At 36.2% G+C, this 24,478-nt stretch carries 14 protein-coding genes; 9 read left to right on the top strand and 5 right to left on the bottom strand.

Translation table 11 applies throughout. From position 1 onward, the window contains the following. Nucleotides 1-15 precede the first annotated feature (15 nt). Nucleotides 16-738, bottom strand: a complete 723-nt coding sequence (locus M0D58_RS05490; RefSeq protein WP_248394092.1) for an ABC transporter ATP-binding protein — start codon at nt 736-738, stop codon at nt 16-18. An 82-nt stretch (nt 739-820) separates the two neighbouring features. Next, a complete protein-coding gene (locus tag M0D58_RS05485) occupies nt 821-1,378 on the bottom strand; it encodes a hypothetical protein (RefSeq protein ID WP_248394090.1) in 558 nt (185 codons plus the stop codon). A 659-nt stretch (nt 1,379-2,037) separates the two neighbouring features. On the opposite strand from M0D58_RS05485, the gene M0D58_RS05480 reads away from it, so the two are divergent. The 7 genes from M0D58_RS05480 (at nt 2,038) to M0D58_RS05450 (ending at nt 19,069) form a co-directional block, all read left to right on the top strand. Continuing rightward, nucleotides 2,038-3,501, top strand: coding sequence for an OmpA family protein (locus M0D58_RS05480; protein WP_248394088.1), 1,464 nt, complete (start codon nt 2,038-2,040; stop codon nt 3,499-3,501). A gap of 158 nt (nt 3,502-3,659) precedes the next feature. Next, nucleotides 3,660-4,553, top strand: coding sequence for an SDR family oxidoreductase (locus tag M0D58_RS05475; RefSeq protein ID WP_248394087.1), 894 nt, complete (start codon nt 3,660-3,662; stop codon nt 4,551-4,553). Between the two features lie 9 nt (nt 4,554-4,562). Beyond that, nucleotides 4,563-5,480 carry a helix-turn-helix domain-containing protein gene (locus tag M0D58_RS05470; protein WP_248394086.1) on the top strand — a complete coding sequence of 306 codons (918 nt, stop codon included), beginning with the start codon at nt 4,563-4,565 and terminating at the stop codon, nt 5,478-5,480. Nucleotides 5,481-5,966: 486 nt separating this feature from the next. After that, nucleotides 5,967-7,346 carry a T9SS type A sorting domain-containing protein gene (locus M0D58_RS05465; protein WP_248394085.1) on the top strand — a complete coding sequence of 460 codons (1,380 nt, stop codon included), beginning with the start codon at nt 5,967-5,969 and terminating at the stop codon, nt 7,344-7,346. 10 nt (nt 7,347-7,356) lie between these two features. Next, a complete protein-coding gene (locus M0D58_RS05460) occupies nt 7,357-18,042 on the top strand; it encodes a polymorphic toxin-type HINT domain-containing protein (protein ID WP_248394084.1) in 10,686 nt (3,561 codons plus the stop codon). Between the two features lie 4 nt (nt 18,043-18,046). Beyond that, nucleotides 18,047-18,523 carry a hypothetical protein gene (locus M0D58_RS05455; protein WP_248394082.1) on the top strand — a complete coding sequence of 159 codons (477 nt, stop codon included), beginning with the start codon at nt 18,047-18,049 and terminating at the stop codon, nt 18,521-18,523. Between the two features lie 96 nt (nt 18,524-18,619). Beyond that, nucleotides 18,620-19,069, top strand: a complete 450-nt coding sequence (locus M0D58_RS05450) for a hypothetical protein (RefSeq protein WP_248394080.1) — start codon at nt 18,620-18,622, stop codon at nt 19,067-19,069. Between the two features lie 109 nt (nt 19,070-19,178). Here M0D58_RS05450 and M0D58_RS05445 read toward each other — a convergent pair whose 3' ends face one another. Beyond that, nucleotides 19,179-20,096 carry a LysR family transcriptional regulator gene (locus tag M0D58_RS05445; protein WP_248394078.1) on the bottom strand — a complete coding sequence of 306 codons (918 nt, stop codon included), beginning with the start codon at nt 20,094-20,096 and terminating at the stop codon, nt 19,179-19,181. Nucleotides 20,097-20,180: 84 nt separating this feature from the next. Here M0D58_RS05445 and M0D58_RS05440 point away from each other — a divergent pair, with 84 nt between their 5' ends. After that, nucleotides 20,181-21,617 (top strand): NADP-dependent isocitrate dehydrogenase, encoded by a 1,437-nt coding sequence (locus tag M0D58_RS05440; protein WP_248394077.1) that lies wholly within the window; start codon nt 20,181-20,183, stop codon nt 21,615-21,617. A 77-nt stretch (nt 21,618-21,694) separates the two neighbouring features. Then, complete coding sequence (locus tag M0D58_RS05435; RefSeq protein WP_248394075.1) at nt 21,695-22,009, top strand: hypothetical protein; 315 nt, start codon at nt 21,695-21,697, stop codon at nt 22,007-22,009. Between the two features lie 69 nt (nt 22,010-22,078). Here the strand turns inward: M0D58_RS05435 and M0D58_RS05430 are convergent, their stop codons facing one another. Both M0D58_RS05430 and M0D58_RS05425 read right to left on the bottom strand, forming a co-directional pair. Further along, on the bottom strand, nt 22,079-22,525 hold the full coding sequence (locus M0D58_RS05430; protein WP_248394074.1) for a hypothetical protein: 447 nt from the start codon (nt 22,523-22,525) through the stop codon (nt 22,079-22,081). A 437-nt stretch (nt 22,526-22,962) separates the two neighbouring features. After that, nucleotides 22,963-24,444, bottom strand: a complete 1,482-nt coding sequence (locus M0D58_RS05425; RefSeq protein ID WP_248394072.1) for a contractile injection system tape measure protein — start codon at nt 24,442-24,444, stop codon at nt 22,963-22,965. Between the last annotated feature and the right edge of the window lie 34 nt (nt 24,445-24,478).

The raw sequence follows: 24,478 nt of genomic DNA, 5'->3' as shown, positions 1-24,478 counted from the left end.
CAAATTTAAAGCCAATTAAGGATTCATTTCAGAGACAACGGATGCCTGGGTATAACTTGCAAAAGCCTCCTCCAGACTTCCGAATTTACCTTTAAATTCATTAATAGGACAATCCTGAAGAATATTACCTTTATGAATAAGAATTACGCGGGAACATAACGCTTCCACTTCCTGCATGATGTGGGTGGAAAGCAATACAGTCTTTTGCTGTCCGATTTCTTTCACCACGTTTCTGATTTCAATAATCTGGTTTGGATCAAGTCCGTTAGTCGGCTCATCCAGGATTAAAAGATCCGGCTGATGGATAATGGCCTGGGCAAGACCTACCCTCTGTTTATATCCTTTGGAAAGTTGCCCGATTTTCTTTGTCTTTTCAGGAGTAATCCCTACAAGTTCTATAACCTCATCTAATCTGGAAGAGGGGATGTGATGAATATTAGCTACGAACTGAAGGTATTCTTTTACAAACATCTCAAGATAAAGCGGATTGTTTTCCGGAAGGAAGCCAATCTTTTTTTTGCTTTCTATCTCATTTTCGGTAATATTTTTACCGTTGAAGATGATTTCTCCTTCATCAATTTTTAAAGCTCCTACAATAGATTTCATTAACGTGGATTTCCCGGCGCCGTTTGGTCCTAAAAGCCCTATAATCTCATTTTTGTCTATGGAAATATTGATGTTGTTCAGTGCAGTTTGTTCACCGAATTTCTTGGTTAAATTATTTATCTGAAGAGACATACTCGTAATGATCTTTTTGCAAAAATAAAAATAAAAAAGCTCATTCCGGTGAATGAGCCTGGTTAATATTTTCTATAATTGATTATTTCTTAGTTTTCTTATCTTTATTTCCGGATTCTGATGCTGTAACATTATTCGCAGGCCTGTTTCCGATATTTCCTATTGCAGCCGCAGCCGGCTTTTCATAAAGAGAAGATTTTCCGTTTTGTCTTCCGAAAATTTTATCAATCTGCTTTTTGTTCAGAAATTGCGATTTTCCTACGTACTTTCTGTTTTTATTAATATACTGAATAAACTGAACCGTAGGCTGCCCGAAATTCTTCTCAAAATGAAGTTCAATGATATCATTAGGAAGTTCCAGGACAATGTTGCTAACAGGTATATCAATAAATCCATTGCTGATAAGCTCATATAAACCTGAAACATCTTTATTGAGATTTTCAAAGGAAAAAGAGCGGAATGTATTTAGGTTAGCAGTATTCAGATCCTGATAATTTATGGTAAATTTATTGTCCTTTTTATATAAACCAACAGAATTATCTTTACCGATTTCTACCACAGTTTCATTTTTCAGCACTTTGATTTGTGAGAAAGCCGAAAAACCTAACAAACATGCAAATAGTAGAATAATTTTTCTCATTACTTGATTTTTTAATGCTTTATAAACTTGGTATTATTTAAATATCGAATGCAGAAGCAATTGATATTATATAAGCAAATGTAAAAAAAAAAATCCACATCGGCTTCTCGGTAAAAACGGCAATACATGACGGATCTGTGTTATTGTAATTAAATTTAAGATATAGTTAATATAAAAATTCAGATATGAAGTTTAATTCTTCAATGTTTGATATTGAATTTCAGGAAACTGTAAATTTTTATAATACGAATCAATATTATATTGGAAAAAAAAACGTCGGCTTAATAAGTTGCTGTTATCCCTAAAAACTATTTATCTGATAAGTAATTTTTTAATTCATAAATATTTTTTGGTTAATAATAATTTTAAAATAAAGTATGACATAGTTAAATTTTAATGTTAAATTTTATAAAAATTAAAGCGTATAAAAAACATATATGCTATACATATAAAATACCTTAAACAGCTGATAAGCAACTTCGTTTAGGTACCACATATTTTTAAATTATTGTTTCTGAAGCGCGTTGTCAAACATTTTAATGGTGTAAATGGTATAATAATTGAATAATGAAGAGCACGAGCTGAAACCTCTGATTTTAATTTGTTCTGTTTTTAAAAATAGGACAGGTTATTTGTTAATAAACATTAAAAAAAATCATATGAAATCAAAACTATCAATCTTATCGTTGGCAATAGCATTACCCACATGCCTTTTTGCCCAGGATTCATTACAGGTTATGAATAACACACAGTATCCGAATACTTTCTCTTCAGGATCTGCAGATGTGCAACCATTTACAAACTCTGCAAAGAGATTCAATGACTGGTCAATCTCTTTTGGTGCTGGTGTGCCTTGGCTACAAAGTGCTGATCTTGTATCTTATAAAACAAAAGACGGTTACGGAAAAGATTTATTTGGTTATTCTGCATATGTGAGTGTAGATAAAGCCATTACACATGCTTTCGGATTAAAATTACAATATGACCGAGGTGAAACAAGACAGGGGTATTTTAATACCAAAGATGCTGCACCTGCAAACGCTGCTGCTAATAATCAGTATGGAGCAAGAACACAATATGATGCGATCTCTATTTTAGGAGATATTAATTTCTCTAATCTTTTAAGAAGAGTTGATAACAAATCACCATTCAGATGGGCATTACACGGTTATGCAGGTATTGGTACTTTAGCATACAGAGCTTACCTAAAAGATGAAACAGGACAAAGGTTAATGACTGAGATCAAACCATTTAGATTTGATTCATTTTTTGGACAGGCTGGTGCCGGTTTGAAATATAAAATCAGTAACCGCCTTGATCTGGAAGGAAGAGTAATGTATGTTGTAACGACAGATGATGCATTTGATGGTGGAGGCCAGCAGTACAGTGCAATCAACAGAAGAAATAATAAAAGTTCTGATAATTTCATCAATACAACTTTAGGGCTTACTGTTAATTTAGGAAAGCATGAATCTCACCTGATGTGGCATGATCCTTTGCAGGAAGCTTATTACAAAATTAGCGTTTTGGAATCTAAAGTTACAGATTTAGTAGTTTGTAAAAATGGAGATGCTGATAATGACGGTGTTTGTGACGATTGGGACAGACAACTTGATACTCCTGCAGGTGCAAGAGTAGACGGATCAGGAGTTGCTTTAGACGTAGATCTTGACGGAGTAATCGACCTTTACGACAAATGTGTAACCGTTCCGGGAAGTGTGGAAAATAACGGATGTCCGGATCAGACTCAGGGACAGGGTGCTGTTGCTGAAACAGAAACAAAACTTGAAGGTATTGAATTTGACCTTAATTCAGACAGAATCTTACCCTCAAACACGCCGATCTTAAATAACGCAGTAAGCTATATCAATTCATCAGACGGTTCATATACTGTTGTTGGGGCTACTGATACAAGAGGAACTGAAGCTTACAACAAAATGTTGTCTGAAAGAAGAGCTAATAATGTAAAAAATTATTTGATGCAGAATGGTGTGCAGTCAGGAAAACTTGATGCTCAGGGAAATGGTAAAACAGACCTGAAATATCCTGAATGTGATCCTGCTTCAAAATGTCCTGAATGGAAAAACAGAGCGAATAGAAGAGTGTATTTTAAAGCAAAATAAATTATAATAACTTCTAATTGGAGGGCTGCCGTTGTAACGGCAGCCTTTTTTGTTGACAGTACAAATATTTCCGGTTCTTTTTGGCTACAACAATCTTACTTTAGGATACATTAATATTTCCGAATGTACGCAACTTTGTATCAACAAAATAAAAGATAATGAAAGTATTTGTAACAGGAGCTTCAGGATTTATAGGTTCCGCAATTGTAAGAGAATTAATTGATGCGGGACACCAGGTGACCGGTTTGGCACGTTCGGAAAAATCAGCAGAAAAAATCAGGCAGGCAGGGGCAGAAGCTGTGGAAGGCAGCCTTGCGGATCTGGAAATATTGAAACAACATGCTTTGTATGCAGATGGTATTATTCACACGGCCTTTTCTCATGACTTTATGATTTCAAAGGATATTTCGCAGTTTCCTAAAGCAGCAGAAATGGATCGTATAGCTATTGAAACAATGGGTGAAGTATTAATAGGTACTGATAAACCACTTATTGTCACTGCTGGACTTCTGGGTTTGCCTCTTATTAACGGAAAGATAACGGAAGAAAGTGTTGCCGAAAATTCTTTACGGGCTTCTGAAACAACAGCACTGAAGCTTGCAGAAAGAGGGATCAATACTTCGGTAATCAGGTTAGCCCCTTCTGTTCACGACGTGGGTGATTATGGTTTTGTCCCATTTATGATCTCGCAGGCAAAGGAAAATGGTGTTTCTGCATATCCCGGAAATGGAAATAACCGATGGACAGGAATACACCGACTGGATGCCGCACGATTATTCCGTCTCGCGCTGGAAAAAGGTGCGCGCGGTGCTTTATATAACGGTGTGGAGGATGAAAGTATTGAACTGAAAGAATTGGCAACACTGATCGGTGAGAAATTACATGTCCCTCTGAAAGCTGTGTCCGGAGAAGACTTAAACAAACATTTTGAATGGCTGGCCCACTTTATTACTATGGATTGTCCCGTAACTAATCTTAAAACAAAGAGACAATTGGGCTGGGAGCCAATGCATATCAGCTTATTGGAAGATATCGAACAGAATTATTTTTAAATTTGTCTAATGGAGCAGAAAAAAATAATCAGGATAAAATCAATCAGCGAATTTCATCAGTTCAGAGGTTTGCCAAAACCTGCACATCCGCTCATTAGTATTGTAGATTATGCTTCTATAAAACACCAGCCTGAAATGGAAGAAACAAGCTGGATGTTTGATTTTTATCAGATTTCCGTTAAAAAAGGAATTGATGGAAAATTTAAGTACGGACAGCTGGACTATGATTTTGATGATGGGGTGATGTTTTTTATTGCTCCGAACCAGATTTTTAATATACGCGTCAATCATCATTCAACGATGGAGCGTTCAGGATGGATGTTGCTTATACATCCTGATTTTTTCTGGAACACATCACTTGCAAAAACCATCAGCCGTTATGAATATTTTGATTATTCGGTAAATGAAGCCTTATTTCTTTCTGAAAAAGAAGAAAACATACTTAACGAAATAGTGGAAAACATCCGGGAAGAGTATCATTCAAACATCGATAAATACAGCAGGAAAATCATCATTTCTCATATAGAAACGTTACTAAGTTATGCTGAGAGATTTTACAGCCGCCAGTTCATAACCCGGGAAAAAGCGAATCACCAGATTCTGGATAAGGTGGAAAATTTGCTTAATGAATATTTTGCAGATGATTTAATCTCCAAAAAACTGCCTACCGTACAATACGTTGCAGATGCTTTAAATATTTCTCCCAAGTATCTCAGTGGTTTGCTTAAAACATTAACCGGGCAGGGGACACAGCAACATATTCACGGAAAATTAATTGAAAAAGCCAAAGAAAAATTATCAACTACCAATCTTTCGATAAGTGAAATTGCTTACGAGCTGGGTTTCGAACATTCGCAGTCTTTCAGCAAACTGTTCAAAACAAAGACTGATCTTTCGCCTCTGGAATTTCGTGCTTCCTTTGATTAGTTTGACAGGCAATTTAAATTATTAATTAATATAAACATCACAAATTGTTCCCGGAATTAGGCTTCGGGAACAATTTTGTTATAATTAAAACTGAAGAAATTGATGCCTGTAAAAGCGGTTTTTATTTACTTCAAGATAATTCATTAAAAATTATTTTTTCAAACGTCATGTTTTGTCGTTTCTCCATGTGATCTTTGCTGTACAGATTAAAGAAAGATATTGTGATTTATATAATTTATTCGTCTAATATTAAAATTAAGTTACAAATTTTCATTTAAATGTTAAAGTTTAGAAAATTTAATAATTGATATGATATTTTTCTTAGTTTTGTGAATTATAAAAACTAATGACCATGACAACTCAAACGTTTTCAATTTTTTTGAAACATCAGAAATACTACACATACAATTTTATCTAAAATACGTCAACCGAATTTAGGGTAAAAACTAATAACACACTTTCAATTTTCACAAACAAAATCCACTTATGCTACACCTTCGACAATCGAGGATTGTTACGATGCTTATGCTGTCGTGCTCATTCTCGGCCTATGCCCAATTGGTAGGCTCCGATGTCCAGCTTTGGGAAAAAACCAATCCTACTCTGCGGGAAGCGACCAGGTGCCGGGATGAAAATCTGCTGAATTTCCATTGCGGTATCAAGGACAAATCTCTCAAAAAGTACATCAAGTACAGTAAAAACAAGAGCCATACGCTCAGTCTGGTTCATGCTTCAAAAGAAGATGAAATGATCTGGATGAATCCGGACAAAGAAGTTTCTTTAGGAAATACAGTCTACAACAAAGGTAAAGAGGCAAAAGAAATCGGTAAAAAGCCGAGTATTTTTTCCTTTACCGGAACTGCAGATCCGGACAAGCAGAAAACAGACAGCTTAAAGATCAGATTTGAAGATCAGAATCTTTATGAAATGATTTTCCTGCCGAGAAAAGCAAAAACAACGGATCTTAATAAAATTCATTCCTATCTTTCTATTAAATACGGAATATCTTTAGAAAAAGGTAAATATTACGGAAGCGATGGAAAAGTAATCTGGGATCCTGAACAACACAAAGATTACAGTTACAGGCCAACGGGTCTGGGAAGAGATGATGGAAATGAACTGTATCAGAAACAGTCTTCCAACCAGGCAGATCCTTTTTTAGCTATCGGAATGAACAATATCTTCAGAACAAATTCTGAAAATACAACCGTTCTGGATAATAATAATTTTGTCATGTGGTCTGATGACAACAAAGATATGTCTTTAAAAAATGACAGAATTCTGGATGTGCTTGATAGAAACTGGGAAATTGGTTTTATCGGAAATAAAATTCCTAAGACCGGTTACCAAGTGAGAATTATTAAAGAAACTGTGAATCCAAAGGCTTTACCGCTTTCTTACTGGATGCTTCTGAAAAAAGACAACGGGGAAATTCAAAAGATTGCAGGGGTTGAAAACGGAAATTATGTTACTTTCAGTAAAGTTGATTTCATCGATCCTTTCGATACGGGAAATACCACGCATTTCACGTTTGCCGTAAGCCCTTTGAAGAATACGAAACCTGAAACCGGAAATCAGGACCCGAGATCAAATACAATCAGTGAAAAAGATATTTCTCTGGACCTTACAAAGATTTCATTGTACCCTAATCCGGTGAAAAAAGATCAAAACTTTACCATTGTCTTCCCGCCTATGGAGAATCTTATCATCTCTATTTATGACGGCGGCGGCAGATTGGTAACTTTAGATAAAGTAGATGAAAAGGCAAAATCTTATGTCAATCACCTGCCTGTTCAGAGTTCATATCTGATCAATCTTACCCAGAACGGAAAAATTATTAAAACTTTTAAACTAATCGTCGATTAAAACCACACCCATGAAAATAGACATGAAACGGCTTCCTCTTACGAAGAAGTCATGCCTTCTGGTGTTCTTTTTTGCTTGTATGTTTGTTTTTGCAAGCTTTACAAGGGAAGACAGGCAGAAGGTGCGGGCGTTTAAAAAAGATTTGATGAGTAAGCTGACCGATAAAAAAGACGTCGATTCACTCAAAGAAGCTTCCAGTGAGAAATCTTCGGAAAAATCTTTAGCCACAGACCGTGAGAAGAATATTTCTCCGGATATTTTATCAAAAAATAATCCTTTCACTACAGGAACAAGAGATGCTGAATTATCTGAAATGAATAATGTTTCGGCTGATGTCATTTCTTATCCTTCAAAAGAAAGAGAAGGAACCATTGGTACTTTTTCTGAAGAAGAGGAAGACCGGATCTCAGACAACTTTTTCACCATTGATGTGCCTGCCGGCAACAGTAAAAGTGCGATTGCTTATCTGGAATATGATCTTTTCGGACTTGCTTCTCATCAGTCTGTATCAAGATCAATTAATAATAACGTAGCCATAGGGGGAGACATTGTTGTGCCAAGTGCAAAATGGAGCCATCAAAAAGAAGTACTGAGCGCTGCGCTTATTAAAAACGGACAGAATACGATTTTATTTACTTCGCCGTCTGACGGAGTGAAATATAAAATTAAAAACCTGAAAATCGTTTTCGATAAAGAAAAGAGATCTTATGACCATGTGGTGGTAAGTTCTGTTCTTTCAGGAGATAAATTATATGTAAAAGGAAATAACATTACCGGAGCATCTGCCACGATTAATAATGAATCTGTTTCTGTTAAAAACGGAGAATTTGAAAAAGTAATTCAGCTAACAGAAACTGATAAAGCAAAAGGAAGCTTTTTAATTACGGCAAACGGAACTACCGGAAGTTATAAAATTCCTGCAGAAACTACATCTTTCAGAACAGTAAACAATTCCTATTATAATGCCAAAGGAATTTCTGTTTCAAAAGATCAGGAATTTAGTGTAGATTATGAGGGAATCAATATTAAGATTGAAAAAGAAACTTCGGAATCAGCCTATTTTGAGGTTTTAAAACTGAGAGCTAAAGATTTTCCTTCAACTTCACAGGGATTGAAAAATGTTACGGCAAATAATTCTGCGTACAGAATATCTTTAATCTCAGGGAAATTAAACAAAAAAATAAAGATTACGATTCCTTACGACGAAAAACGTTTAGGACTGATCTCACCGAAAGACATCAAAATTTTCCATTTCGATTATGCTAAAAAGCAATGGGCGATGGACAAATCTGCGGTGGTGGATACCAAAGCCAAAACGGTTACCGTAGAAGGGGACGGAGATACGGATTATATCAATGGGGTTATTTCCACTCCGGAATCCCCGCAGCTGAATGCTTTTACTCCAACAAGTATCAGCGGGCTAAAGGCAGGAGATCCTATGGCTGCCATTCAGCTGATGAGTCCTCCGACAGCTAGTCAGAAAGGAGATGCCAATATGAACTATCCGATTACGGTACCATCAGGATTGGGCGGTCTGCAGCCTTCTTTGTCAATTGGTTACAGCAGTGGAGGCAGCAATGGCTGGATGGGTGAAGGATGGGATGTGCAGGGACTTTCTGCCATCAGTATTGATACAAGATGGGGAGCTCCGCAGTTTGACGGCGCTACCGAAACCGAACTGTACTCAATGGATGGCGAAATGTTGGTGTATCCTAACAATTATCTTCCTCACAGGCATAATGATGTAAGCGAAACCAATACAGCTTTTACAACAGATAAACAGCCGAGAGCTTCTTATGCAACGCCGGGAACTACAGGTGTAAAGAAATTTTACTTAAGAAAAAACCATGACTTTTCTATCATAGAAAGAATAGGAGATAATCCTACCAATTATTCATGGAAAGTTACCTCAACAGATGGTACGAAGAGTTATTACGGAGGCGGAGATCAGTTCGTGATTAAAAATTCTGCCAATCAGATTGTGCATTGGGCGTTGAGAAGAATTGAAGATGTTCATGGGAATTCTATGAATTTCACCTATTATTATTCTCAGGTAAATTTCGGAACCAATAATAATAATAGTAACCTGAATGGAGGTGTTTATTTTCATATCAGACAGATTTCTTATGGGAAGAATGGTGACTATACCGTTAATTTTAATGCGGAAACGGGACTTAGCAGAACTGATCTGAACATCAATGCAAAGCAGGGAGTAAAAAGAGTAGAACCTTATTTATTAAGAAATATTACTGTAAATTATCAGGGGCAGCTAATCCGTACTTATGGTATGGAATACGAAACCGGACAGTTTTCTAAAACAAGGTTGAAAAGATTATATCTTGACGGGGGAGATTCGCCGGGTAAATACAGTCTTTTAGGAGATTACGATTTCCAGTATTATGACGATGTTGCAGACGGTTCTATCTTCGGAGGAAACGTAACGGTACCTGTTAACAATTCAATCAATGTTTTTGGTGGTTTGGTTCAGGGATTATTAACCCCTTCAAGAATCAGTGGAAACAGTGCGACGGAAACAGGATTCAATTTCAGGGCTGCAGCGGGATTAAATTTATATTATCCTTCCAATGATGCTTACGGACATATCATGTTCGGTCTTCCTTTCGGATTTTCAGATACGGAAGCTAAAACCATGCAGCAGCTGATTGATTTCAATGGCGACGGAATCCAGGATATGATCTATAAGAACAATTCCGGACTGTATTTTAGCCAGGGATCACTTTCCAACGGTGCATTATCTTTCGGACAGCCTACAGAGTTATTGAACTTCAACAGCAACTTCTCTTTTACAAAAAGTAAAACCAGCAGTTCCGGATGGGACATGGGACTTTTTATCAAGAGCAGAAGTATGATCACCTCTAAGGCTTCCAGTACAACATCTACTTACCTTACAGATGGAAATTCTGATGGTTTGATGGATATTGTTCACAACGGTGAAGTCTGGTTTAACAAGTTTAATACGTCTACGGGGAAACCGGAAATGACCAAGCATAGTGAGTACACGGAAAACATGATCGTAAAGGCGAAAGCCATTGATCCTCCGTTTAATCCTAAAACCGATCCACCGTTACAGGAACCAATGACCCCTGTTGTGGATGTAGTAAAAGTGTGGGTGGCACCTAAAGACGGATATATTAAAATTACCGATCAGATAGGTTTGGGATTAGTCCCATTGGGAACACCATTTAAAACATTATATTCTGTTGAGATTCTTAATCCATATGTTACAGGTGTAACAAAACACGGAAGAATCTATATGACAGAGCTGGATCCCAATGGCCCTTCTACTGCAACAGTTAGTATTGAAAGGTATAATGATTACTATTCCCAGATCCAGGGCATGCTGCCTAACAATGTGGATCACTTTGGAATCAATAATCCGAACCGTCTGTATGTAAAAAGTGGCGAAAAAGTATATGTAAGGCTTCATAAAAATAAGGATTTTAATGCAGAAGTTACTTCAAATCCGAAGATTACATATGTAGATACCAATGGAAATGAGGTGCCTAATGCCTTTGAACTTGCTCAGGATTTGTTCTATTTAAATAACGGAAGCTATTCTGACAACTTTTTACTTAATAACGAAACAGCACCGATTTACCTGGATACACCGGGTACAGCTCAAATTGATGTGGCATCTGTGAGTTTCCCTTATACTGTAAGTGATTTTAAATTTAAAATCTATAAGGATAATATTAATGCCAATACTACGGATGAAATTTATTCTGCATCTTACAACCAAAGTGATGTCGGTCTCGTTACGAGTGCAATATCACAATCTCTCACAGTAAATGCCGGTGAGCCTGTATATCTAAGATTCGTTGTAGAATCAGATTCTTATATAGGAAACGTCAGCAGCAACTGGCAAGGTAAAATTGGGGTTACGTATACAGCAAATACACCTACAGCAGCCAATCCTTTGGCGACAACATTTGTAGAATTTTTGACAGTACCTCAATATCCTTCCTATGCAATTACGCAGTTTTCTGAGAAATTCAATGTAAAGAATTACATAGCCCTCAGCGGAACGCATGATTATAAGGCACAGATTAAAAAGAACATTACCAATTTTTCTACTTTAGGAGTGGGTTCTTTTTATTACATTATTAAAAGAGGAAATAAGATAGTTGCCAAAAGAAAGGTTATTGTAGACAATACCAATAATTCTGTGGAAGAGCAGGATATGATTCTCAATCAGCCTATTTCAGGAATTTCTCCGGCAACGTTCTATACGGGAAGCACAACAAGTACATTTTTAAGCCCATGGTTAGTTACGATTCAGGTATATTGTAAGACAGACGCTGAATATGCATTGTATAAGAAATATTCGGCTTATTTCCAGAATAAACCGTTTAATATCTATTATGATAATGATATTTTACTTACCGATACGCCGCATACATCAATCAACACGGCGATGTACAGCTCGAAAGTTAAATTTTTCAATAACTGGGGCCAGTTTTTATACAATCAGGATCAGGCTTATCCTGCCATCCAGGGAACAATAGATAACTACGGTGCTATGATTACTCCGGAAGCACTTTCGGATAATCCGCCTTTGCAGCCTTTATACAGTACCTGCTCACAGCTATATCCGAATCAGAATCAACAGCAGCTTTTGGCAGAGTGTATTGCGAATAGCATGCAGAATCCAAGCAACGGAAATGCTACAGCAGTAGTTATTTCCCCTATGAAACCATCTGTGACAAGACAGAGAAACAGTTTTCTGTATAAATGGATCGGTACGGGACCCAATCAGCTTGCCAGTAAAACGTCTTTTAGAGATGACGATACACAGCCTGCTTATTTTAACAATCCTAACCCGGATCCTTCACCTGCGCCAATTCAATCAATGGGGTCAGCACAGATTTCTGTGGACACTACGATGAAGGCAATTGATAAGAAAACACGCAGTACGTCAAGAAATACTACGGACGGAGTTGCTATTTCGCAAATCAATACGAATTCTGCTAACTCTATTACAGAGCTTCTTTATCCGGGAAGTGTAGTTACACAGGATTTCATGGATATGAATGGTGACGGATACCCGGATATGGTGTACGCGGAATCAAGACAGATGACCAACAGTACGGGAGGACTGAAAGATACGGAAAGCAACCCTGTTTTCGGATATCCGACAGATTCTTACAGCTTACAGGAAATGAATTCCGTAGGATTCTCTTATAACGCCTACTCGGTAGGTGGAAGAATTGATGCTTTCGGGCCATCAACCTCATCTGCGAAACCGGATATGTCATTGACATGGTCTGCGGGGATTTCAGTAAGTGCCGGAATTAATAAATATTTTAATTCTACGGATTATGCCAAGGAATATTATCTGGATATCAACGGTGACGGATTGCCGGACAGAGTAAGAAACGGAGGGACTTCCGGGATAACTTACAGTCTGAACTTAGGTAAAAATTTCTCCGGAAATGATAAATTCGAAAATCTTATTTCTTACAGATCTCACCCTATAGGTGGAGTCAATGTATCCATTGGAGGAGGACTTTCTGCCAATCTGCAATCTTTGTCAAGTTTTGGATTCGGGATCAGTGCAAGTGCGGGAGCATCTGCATCGAAAGGATCTTCTGATGTATTGTATGAAGATATCAACGGCGACGGCCTTATTGATATCCTGGAAATTAACAGTACAAATAAAACGACTGCAGTACGTTATAACTTAGGAAATAAATTTGATATTGCGAGACCTTTGTTAAGATCCAATTCCGCAATAGACTTTACAGAAGAGAACCAGTCTTACAACGGATCATTGTCTTTCGGAGGGAATCTGATGGTGAATATCGGGCCGATTACCATTGTTCCGATCCTTCCGATCCTGATCTTGTACATCAAAGCAGGAGCGGGGGCCAATGCCAATTTCGGGATCAATGTTTCCGAGGTGAAAAAGATCTTCAAAGATATGAACGGTGACGGCTATGCCGATCTGGTAATGGATAATGGCGGAAATGCTTTCACGGTAAACTATTCAAGAATTGGAAGAACCAATAAACTGAAGCAGGTAACCAGCAAAATTACGCAGGGAAAATACACAATAGATTATCAGTTTACCGCACCGAATTACCAGGATTCTCGTGCAAAACTGGTAGTAAAAGAGGTAAAAGTGCTGAATCCGGATCTTTTTGACACCAATTATACCAATACAGATGCATCTAAAGACATGGTGACAAGGTACACCTTTGAGAATTCCAGATATGACAGACGTGAAAGAGATAATTTTGGGTTTGAGACGGTAATTTCCGAAGAAATGCTTGATGCCAATAATGCGTACAGAAAAACTGTGGATACGTATTACAACAGCAGCTATTTTTTCAACGGTTTGTTAAGAAGCAGTCAAAAGTTTGATGGATCAGGAAATTTACTTTCTGAACATTTCAATACATACAAGCTTTACAAGTTTATCAACGGTGTTTCGGAGATTGATATTAATAATGCGATTTTGAATCCAAGCGTGTATGATACGGGCGGAAAAGAAGGAAGAAGAATGGCAACTGTACTTCTTGCTAAAAAAGATAAAATAGCATACGAAACAGGAGGTAGTATTCAGACTACTGAAGAAATGTTCTACAGTACAAAAGGGCATCTTAAGAAGTTTCAGTACACGAGCCCTACAAGAGCGTATAATTCTGTAATAGATTATTGGAGTGGGCTGAATAATAATCTTATGAAAATACCTAAGGAAATTTTAGTTTATGAAGGAACAGGAAATTCCACTTTATTAAGACAAAGAAAGACTTCAAACATCAATGCTAATACGGGTAAGATAGGTACGGTTTCTGTTTTTGACGGAACGAATGACATTCAGACGGATTATGCGTATGATTCTTACGGAAATATCTTGAGTGTACAATACCCTCCCAATGAATTTGGACAACGATACACTTTAAATTATCAGTATGACTATAGTGCGACAGCAAAATATGTAACAAGCGTTACCAATAATTTTGGATTGACTTCTACTGCAGAATACATTCCACAGTTTGATGTTGTTAAAAAGAGCATTGATATGACGGGTAATACAATGACTTATGCTTATGATGGCTGTGGACGAGTAATCAGTGTGACCAGTCCGTACGATTATGGGACAAATCATGCGACGATTAACTACAATTATTATTATGAAAATTTTGGTATTCCGAATACCAATACCAATGTTAAGATTTTTAGAGCATCTACTTCTCATTATGTAGCAGAAACACCAACCAATCCTATTAAAACGGAAACCTATGCAGATATGTTGGGAAGAATTATTCAGGTTAAAAAGGATGTGGAAATAGATGGAGTTGAAATGAGGTCGGTATCAGGACGCCCTATTTTTGACAAATTCGGAAGAACGATCAGGCAATACCAGCCTGTTGTGGAAAACATCAGTTCTACCAACAACAATATCAATTTATCATTGGCAATGTATTCTTCTACGAGTGTTTATGATAATCAGGATAGAGTAATTCAGGTAATTGATGAAGATAATCAGGTTCAATATACAAGCTATCAAATATATGGAAGCTTCTTTAGAACGATAGAAGAATTTGATACAATGAAGTCTGAAACCCTTGCTAATATTGAAGGACAAATTATTAATAAAATAGATTATTTGGGTAATGTTCCACTAACTACATCATACAAGTACAGCCCTTCGGGAGAGCTTGTAACGGTAACAGATCCGCAAGATATATCTACATATTATGATTATGATATGGCAGGGAGAAGAATTGGAATGAATCACCCAGATAAAGGGCAAACCGAATATCAATATGATCAGGCTGGTAACCTTATCATACTTTCAACGCCTAACCTTTCCAATGATCCTAATATCAGTACGCATTATATTCATTATGTATATGATTACAACAGAATTACGGATATTGAATTACCAAATCTTCCTGACGGTTCTGCAAATCCAAATAATGTTCATTACGGATATTTAAATGGAGGTTATGGAAACAACTCAGGAAGAATGTATACAAAGAGTGATGGTACAGGATATACCGTTTATAGCTATGGAAAGATGGGTGAGATCGTTTCTGAAAATAGGACTGTTTTTGGGTATAATATCCCAACGATGAACTTCCAGACATTTTTTAATTATGACAGCTGGAACCGTATTAAACAAATTACGTATCCTGATGGTGAAAATGTATACTATGGATATAACATGGGAGGAAATTTAAAATCTGTCAGAAATGATTATCAGGATTATATTAAAGAAATCACCTACGACTTGTATGAGCAGAAAACAAAAGTGACGTACGGAAATGGAGTGGTGAACAGATTTGGATACGTACCTACAAACAGAAGATTAAATTTTTCTACTCTTGCAAATGCTTCGGGAATTGGATTTTTGTCCAATAGCTACCGATATGATTACAGAGGTAATATTGCCAAGCTGGAAAATCATTCAGACGTTTCGCCAAACGGAATGGGAGGACAGTATGTATTCAATTATAATTATGATACCTTAAACCGGCTTATTGGGACAGAAGGAAGTTCCAGATTGGTCGATAAGGCAGGAAACCCAATCACACCAGGTACTTCACCATATGCACAAAGTAATTCAGGATTCAAACTGCATATGGAGTATAATGATGCCGGAGGTATTTTGGAAAAGAACCAGGAACATTCAGTGGACCAGGTAGTAAACCAGAGAAATACATACTATAACCAATATAAGTATATTGATGGTACTCACATGATTCAAAAGATCGGTGACAGCTATTTTGGCAATACACAGGATTTTAAGTATGATAGTAATGGAAATACCATCATGCATAAGGATGAGTACAGAATACATGAAATGTCATGGGATGAGCAGGACCGATTGAAAGCTTTATCAGATCCAGATAATGGGCTTTACCAGTATTATATGTATGACGATAAAGGGGAAAGAACGATTAAATACAGTCTAACCGGAGGTTCACAATTGTATCAGAACGGAGCCTTGGTAGATCCGGGAAGTATAGGTATTGATCATTACAAATTGTATCCCAACCCTTATGTAGTGGTAACTTCCGATGGACAGTACACCAAAAATTATTTTGAAGGTACAACCCGTTTTGCAAGCCGTATCGAACCTCATAATGATATCTTTATTCCAACAACCATAAAGGCTCCGAATAAAGATGTGAAGGAAATTGATCCTGCGAAAGATTTCAGGAATTATTTACAGAAAATGGAAATTGATGGAGCGGTTTCGTCCGAATTAGGAACTGCAAAGGCGCCTCCAGGAATGGGAGGACAGCCGGGATTATATTATCTTCATACCGATCATTTGGGGACAGCAAGCTTTGTTACAGATGATAACTCTGAAACAACACAATTTTTCCTGAATTTGCCATTCGGAGAGACTATGATGGAGCAGCAGTCCGGCGTATATGATAATCCATATAAATTCAATGCTAAAGAATTAGATTCAGAAACTGGACTTTATTATTATGGTGCAAGATATTATAATCCAAGAGTAAGTGTTTGGTATGGTGTTGATCCTTTGGCTGTTTATAATCCTTCTATGGAAAGTGAATTTTATGGAGATGGTCAGCATAACGGTGGAGTTTTCTACTTGGGAAATTTGAATCCTTATATTTATACGTATCAAAACCCTATCGTTTATATAGATCCAAATGGTAAACAAAGTAAGGGAAGCCAAAGTAGCTATAAAGAAAAATTAGCAATGCAATTTGCAAAAGTATTGATTGCTGTCGATAATGTTACCCGTAAAGCTGCTCCTTACACCATGGGCGCAAGAGTTCTAAATAATGGTAAAGCTTCGGACAAATTTTTAGGAAATATAGAGTTCTTTATATTTGACCAATCTATGATATGGGATCCGGTTGCTGCGATACATGCACCTCAAGGAGAAATGAAAATGGCATCAAAAATGGAAGAAGAAATTGTTCCAAAAATAGGAACTAACTATTCAAGCATTGTAAAGGGCATGAAAACTTTAGAGAGTTTTTGTTTTGTTAAAGGTACATTAATATCTACTGAGAAAGGATTTAAACCAATTGAAGAAGTAGTTGTTGGAGATAGGGTATGGTCATATAATGAAACTAAACAATTAAATGAACTAAAAGAAGTTGTAACACTATTTAATAATAACACATCTGAAATAATCAAGATTACTGCAGATGGAGTAATTATTGAATGTACACCTACTCATCCATTTTATATTAATAAAAATTGGGTGGCAGCAAGCAAAATAAAAAAGGGTGATCATTTATTTTTAAAAGATGGTTCTAAATTAAAGATACTATCAACAGAATTATATGTAAGGGATGAAGAAGTGTATAATTTTGAGGTAAAAGATAATCATAACTATTTTGTTTCAGATCAGGCTGTTTTAGTACATAATAATTGTGATTTCATTAGAAAATTATTTGCTAATAATATAAATGATATAGAAACTTTTTCTGCACAATTAAAAAAGATTGGAAATCCTGTATCAAATATTACAAAAAATCCAGGCTTAGCTAATGCTAAAATTCCTGGAATTGACCTAAGTTCATTACCTTCGTGGAATAAAGGTGAATTAACTGAACATTTGGGAGGATTAGTTGAAAAAGGTACAGTGAATAAAGCAACTGCCCAAAAATTCATGAAATCATTTAATAAAGCATTTGAAACCAGATCTACTGGAGGAAATTTAGGTAAAAAACAATAGAGATATGCGAATTAATATAGAATATACATTATATGGTGATTCTACTACCTTTACAGTAGAACTTGATCCCGATTTTTATTTTGATGATAATGAAGATTTCTTATTTGGATCTACACCAAGATATATACATCCATACGAATATCTTAATCTTGATAAATTATTAATAGAAAAGATTATGCTTACTATAGAAAGTGACAAAAGTATTTATCGAAGAATAATTAAATTTTGGAATAATTCTAAAAATAATTCTGATATTTTATATATCTATGATGATTCTGATAAAACAGTAACTGAATGGTTTAAAATTGATTCGGAGCATAACTTTTATATTGAAAGCCTTGATTTCTATAAAAATGAAATAGATATTTGGGAACTCCAGTCACATTATCTTGTTATGAAAGATGATTTTTCTCAAAAATTTATTTACAAAAAAGAACTTGAAAGAGATGCTATACAAGCAACGAAAAAAGTTAACAAATAGAAATTATATTAAAAATAATTTTTATTAAATATTTCTCCCTTGCATTTGTAAGGGAGTTTTTATATAGCATTGATTGTTAAAAAAACTTACAGAAGTATGAAGCCACTATTCACAATATGTTTGCTATTTTTTCTTTACAGCTGCTCGCAGCCGGAAAAAAAAGGAATAACCTATAAAGATCTTCCGTTAGATGTTAGAAATAAATTCGAGAATGTTTACCATTATAAAACACCACCTGTTGTAAATGCAGAAGGTGATACTGTTGACTGGTATTCACCACCGCTTGCAGAATGCTATAATTTGAAAAAAGATTGTAAATGCAATGTAGAATCAAAAGGTGGTGCAATAACGAATCCGTATTTTGTAATAACCTCTTGCGGAAAAGAATCTGAAATTTCATGGGAAATTCTCCAACGAGTTTTTATCATTAAAAACGACAGTATATATTTTCTAAATGCAAAAAATGCTGTTACAACAACCGGTGAATCAAGAGCATTTAATATTAAACTGGATACAATTAGTTTTTATGTTCAGGAAATGAATTAATAATAAATTATCGTAATACTGAAAAGGTTACACCAATTCAACATTAAACAATCGGGCTGCCTTGAAAAGGCAGCCCGATTTGTATTTTTTCAAGAAACTTGCAAACATCCTAATACTGCTCACACCAGCTAAACCTTTCTTCGATAATCTCTGCCTTGGCTTTTTGAAGATACTGTAAATACAGTTCAGAAACCGGGGAATGTTTTTTACCACGCATCCAGATCAGACTCCACATGGTCTTTATGGGAAGACCCTTGATAGGAATGATTTTCAGCTCCTGATTGTACAGTTCATTTCTGATTCCGATAAGCGGCATGATAGAATAGCCCAATCCTGCCAGTAATGCCTGTTTTACGGCCTCGTTGGATGTGAGTTCCATTTTTTTTAAAACAGAGATGTTTTTATGTTTGATAAAGCCTTCCATAGTTGTTCGCGTTCCGGATCCTTTCTCCCTGAAAATTAAAGGAATGCTCTCAAAATCTTCCAGCGTGATGGTTTGCTCGCTGTTTTGGGAATTCCCTACAAGGTAAAGTTTATTCTGAAGGAGATCCATCCGTTCAATATTTAATGCACTTGGCAAGATTGATACAAGGGCAAAATCTACCTCATTGTTTTCCAGGCTTTCAATCACTTTTTCCTTATTGGTAACATCCATTACAAGTTCAATTCCGGGATGCTGACGGATAAAACCCGAAAGAAAATAAGGCATTACATATTTCCCGGTGGAAACAACCGAAATTTTCAGCCTTCCGGTTACCTGTCCCTGATATGCCAACGTTTTATAGTTGATGGAATGAATCTGGTTCACAATTTCTTCCGCTGCATGCGCAATCTCTTTACCGAAGTCGGTTACATAAAGCTTTCTGCCGACAACTTCCGTTAAGGGAATATTAAACTGATCCTGGAAATTTTTCAGCTGGATTGAAACTGCAGGCTGTGTCAGAAATAACGCTTCCGCCGCTTTGGTTACGCTTCCTGTTTGTACAACTTTTAAAAAAATCTGAAGCTGATTAAGCGTATAATTCATAAAATTATTTTATGTTATCAATTACAAATATAAATAAAAATAAATGAATTAAAATGCACAACTTTGTCATGTAAAAAAAGTATTATGACAACAATTACAGTAGCCAAAGGTGACGGCATCGGTCCCGAAATTATGAATGCAACGCTAAAGATCATTTTAGCAGCAGGTGCGAGAATTGAAATTAATGAAATTGAAATCGGAGAAAAAATTTACCTTGAAGGACACACATCAGGTATCAGCGATGAATCCTGGGAAATAATCAGGCGTAATAAAATATTCCTGAAAGCACCCATCACAACCCCTCAGGGTGGCGGATACAAGAGCCTTAACGTCAGCACCAGAAAATTTCTGGGCTTGTATGCCAATGTAAGGCCTTGTGCAAGCTTTTATCCCTTTATACAAACCAAACATCCCGTAATGGATATTGTGATCGTAAGAGAGAACGAAGAAGATTTGTATGCAGGAATTGAGCATCAGCAGACGGATGAAGTAGTGCAATGTTTAAAACTGATAAGCAGGCCGGGATGCGAAAAAATCATCCGTTATGCTTTTGAATATGCCAAACAGCAGAACAGAAAAAAAGTAACATGCTTCACCAAAGATAATATTATGAAGCAGACCGACGGATTGTTCCACCAGGTTTTTAATGAAATCGCGGCTGAATACCCTGAAATAGAAAATGAACATTGGATTATTGATATCGGAGCTGCGAAAATGGCAGATACACCGGAACTGTTTGATGTGGTGGTAATGCCTAATCTGTATGGTGATGTTTTAAGTGATATTGCAGCACAGCTTACAGGTTCAGTCGGTCTTGCAGGCTCAGCAAATATAGGAGAAGAATGTGCCATGTTTGAAGCGATTCACGGGTCTGCTCCTGCTATAGCCGGACAGAATGTAGCGAATCCTTCCGGACTTATTCAGGCAGCGATTATGATGCTGAATCACATCGGACAAAACCAGGTGGCTGAAAAAGTACATAATGCATGGCTGAAAACATTGGAAGACGGAATTCATACCGCTGATATATTTAAAGAAGGCGTAAGTATAAAAAAAGTTGGAACACAGGAATTTGCACAAGCGGTTGTGCTTAATCTTGGTAAAAAACCATCAGTGTTAAAATCCGTTCAGCACCTGAATAATTATACCCTTAACCTTCCGAAGTACAGACGCAGAGCCAAAGCTAAAAAAGTACTGGACGGAGTGGATCTTTTTGTACACTGGAACGGTACGGATGCCAATGAGCTGGCCGGTAAATTACAGCGCCTGGAAATAGGAGGCATAAAACTTAATGTAATTACTAACAGGGGAATCAAAGTCTGGCCGGATGGTTTCAAAGAGACTTTCTGTACCGATCACTGGCGCTGCAGATTCAGGCCTCAGCAAAGCCTGGAAATCAGTAAAATTGATATTGCCACGTTACTCACCAGAGCTATAGAGGAAGATATTGATGTCATAAAAACCGAAAATCTATATTCTTTTGACGGGAAAGTGGCTTATTCTTTAGCGCAGGGGCAGTAATATAGAACATCTCAGAGATAGTTGAGGATTTTATTGTTGATTTAAAAATTTTTATTACAATTTCAATTCTAAATAAGATGAAAACAAATACTATTAAAAATACAAACATCAAAACAGACAATACATTTTTTCTGATCAAGGGCGTATTTTCTCCAGAAGATGCTAAAGAAATACTTTCCAAGATTTACAGTTTCAAAATAAATTATCACAATTTAAACAACTGGCGTTCTTTGGAAAGATTTGGAGTCGATGATGAGAATTCTCAGAAACGAATCCCGAAATTAAAAAATGACAAAGCAAAAATTGAAGAATTAATTGATGCAGGTAAAGCCAAAAACCGAAAGATTCGTATCAATGCAGAGATCACAATATCATTCTGCGAAAAAACATAATTTTATATAAGCCTTAAAACAACACAGACCCATTAAAATATGGGTCTGTTGTTATTATTATATTTTGCATTATTGCAGAAGAGAGTAGATTGCAACTCCAATTCCGGCATAAGCAACTACGGTAATGATATCCGCGATCGGTTGTGAAAAACGTTTTTCTGCAATCTTTTCTGCATTAATCTGATTCTTATGGAATTTCAGTGTCTTTTTTGCATTATGAACAGGATGTGCGACCAGGCTGTCTCTTTCCCATTTGTCCACAATTACTTTGTATTTTTTGCCGTCAACATCTATTTTTACATTTTTGCCGGCTGCCAGTTTCTCCTGAACATTTACAGGTGCCGGAGGTGCCGGTTGCTGCGAGGTCATATTCTGAGGAGGCATGTTTCCCTGCTTTCCGTTGTTTTTAGACGCATCTTTACTTGCTGCCATCGGATCAGGTTGTTTTTTTACCTGATAGGTATAGCAGCTGACAAGAGAAAATGATATGATGATGAGATAAAGATTCCTTTTCATGAGACTAATTTAAGAATTAAACCGAATATTCGCTATTTTCTTTTAATCTATTCTGTTTTATATAAAAGTTTATTCGGCCAATTTAGATGTAACCGCAAAAAGGTCAAAGCTTTGAACACATGAGCCACAGAAGATTATCAAAAAAAAGTCTCTGTAACTCATATGTTAACGTTTCTGTGAAAATCTGCGTCAATCCGTGGTTTAATTTTTAACCACAAAAGCAGCAAAAGACATTTATGTTGTGTAAAGGTGTTAAATGGTTGATGTTAAAAAAAAGTATACAAAGTTTAAAGTCTTTGATTTTTCTAATATGTTCTGAAATATTTTCAAGATTATCAAAAAATTCTCTGTGACTCATATGTTATTTTCTCTGTGAAGATCCTTGCGATCCGTGGGAAAATTTAACTCCAAAGGTCAAAGCTTTTTGAACATATAAATTACCAATTTACCAGCATAAATTTTTCCTTCCACGGTAATTTTACAAAACCAATTCCCCAGCTAAGTTTGTCCATCAAAATATCCTGAGTTTTTCGTTCTACCGTAAGCGTGTAATCATATTCGGTAACAACAAGTTTGCCCGGCCGTTGAAAAAACTCATTTTGTAATAGTGCCGGGGATGATTTTTTCATCGGACTCCAGTTGTGAAGCACACTTTCAATAACATTTTTGGCCTCATTTTTATGCTTCCTGGAAAGTTTGATATGCCTGTTGATACTTTGATGCATCGGTATATTGCATAAAAATTTTTCAAATATCATTTCGTATTCAGGAGCGTTGATATTTCCGGTAGCAACATAATGAAGCAAATGTGCACACAATTCAGGATCAGTGAGTTTCTGGGTTTCTTTGTTCAGAAGATCACAATGTTCAAAGAAAGTTTTAATGAAAGGGTGTATCAGGACAAGTCCTGCATTCTGCACATACTGTCCGTCATCTGGAATTCCGTCATTACCAATTTCTTTAGGCTTCTGATCTTTTGTTCTGATGGGTGTTTTTAAGATATTTTCCTCATCATCTTTATGGGTATTTGAAATAATTTCAGTGTTTTTGTTGTCTTCCTGATTTTGACCCCCTTCAAAAATTTTATTTTCTTCAATAAAAGGAAAGATTTGGGCTAAAGTTTTACGGGTTTTATGGCTTATTTTTTTCCTGAACAATTCCGGATTTTCTTTTGAAACATGCTCTGAAAGATATTCCCGGAGATAAGCCTCTGAGGAGTGCAGATATTTTATCAATGCAAGGAAAACCAGGCGCCATATAAAAGTTCTTTCAGCGGGATTCAGACTTGATAGATAATGGCTCTTCACAATAATATCTAGATTAATCTGTAAATCTTTGTTTTCTAAAATGGTTAAACATAATTGAGCAATCTGTTCATCCGAAAGCTGATTGATGATCCGTTCCTGTACATATTGTTTGGGCAAAACAGGAATTATATTTTTTTGAAAACCCGGAGTAGCAATAAGATCGGCAAAAACAGTTGTTTCCAGTAAGTCCATACCTTCTTTCCCAGAATTCCACCATGGCATCAATCCATTCTCTAAAAAATAGATAAAAGTTTGCAGTATCTTTTCTTCATTATTAACCCAATATGGCTTGGACCGATGTTCTGTTTTTTCATCAGATACATCACCTGGCCGAATTATTTCTGAAAGTTGCTCTTTAAAAAGCTCTGTAATTTTATTCTTTAATTCAGAATCAAGCGAACTGTTTTTTACATCAAGATCCAGTTTCAGCCGGGGAATCTGCACTGTATGACCGTGCAGTTGAGCCTCTAAATCATTGATGTATTTTTCTATTTCCGGGAAAACATCAATAGACAAAAAGCTGTTGATATCATCTTTTATATAATGTGCTTTTTCTTTATTGCTGACGGTAATTTCAATAAAAACTTTCTGAATAATATGATTATGATTCACTTCGATAGATTTATTAGGCCATGTTTTAATTTTC

The organism is Chryseobacterium nepalense (assembly GCF_023195755.1).
Classification (GTDB): Bacteria; Bacteroidota; Bacteroidia; order Flavobacteriales; family Weeksellaceae; genus Chryseobacterium; species Chryseobacterium nepalense.
Note: the sequence above shows the minus strand (reverse complement) of the source record. Positions and strands in the feature narration are given on the sequence as shown.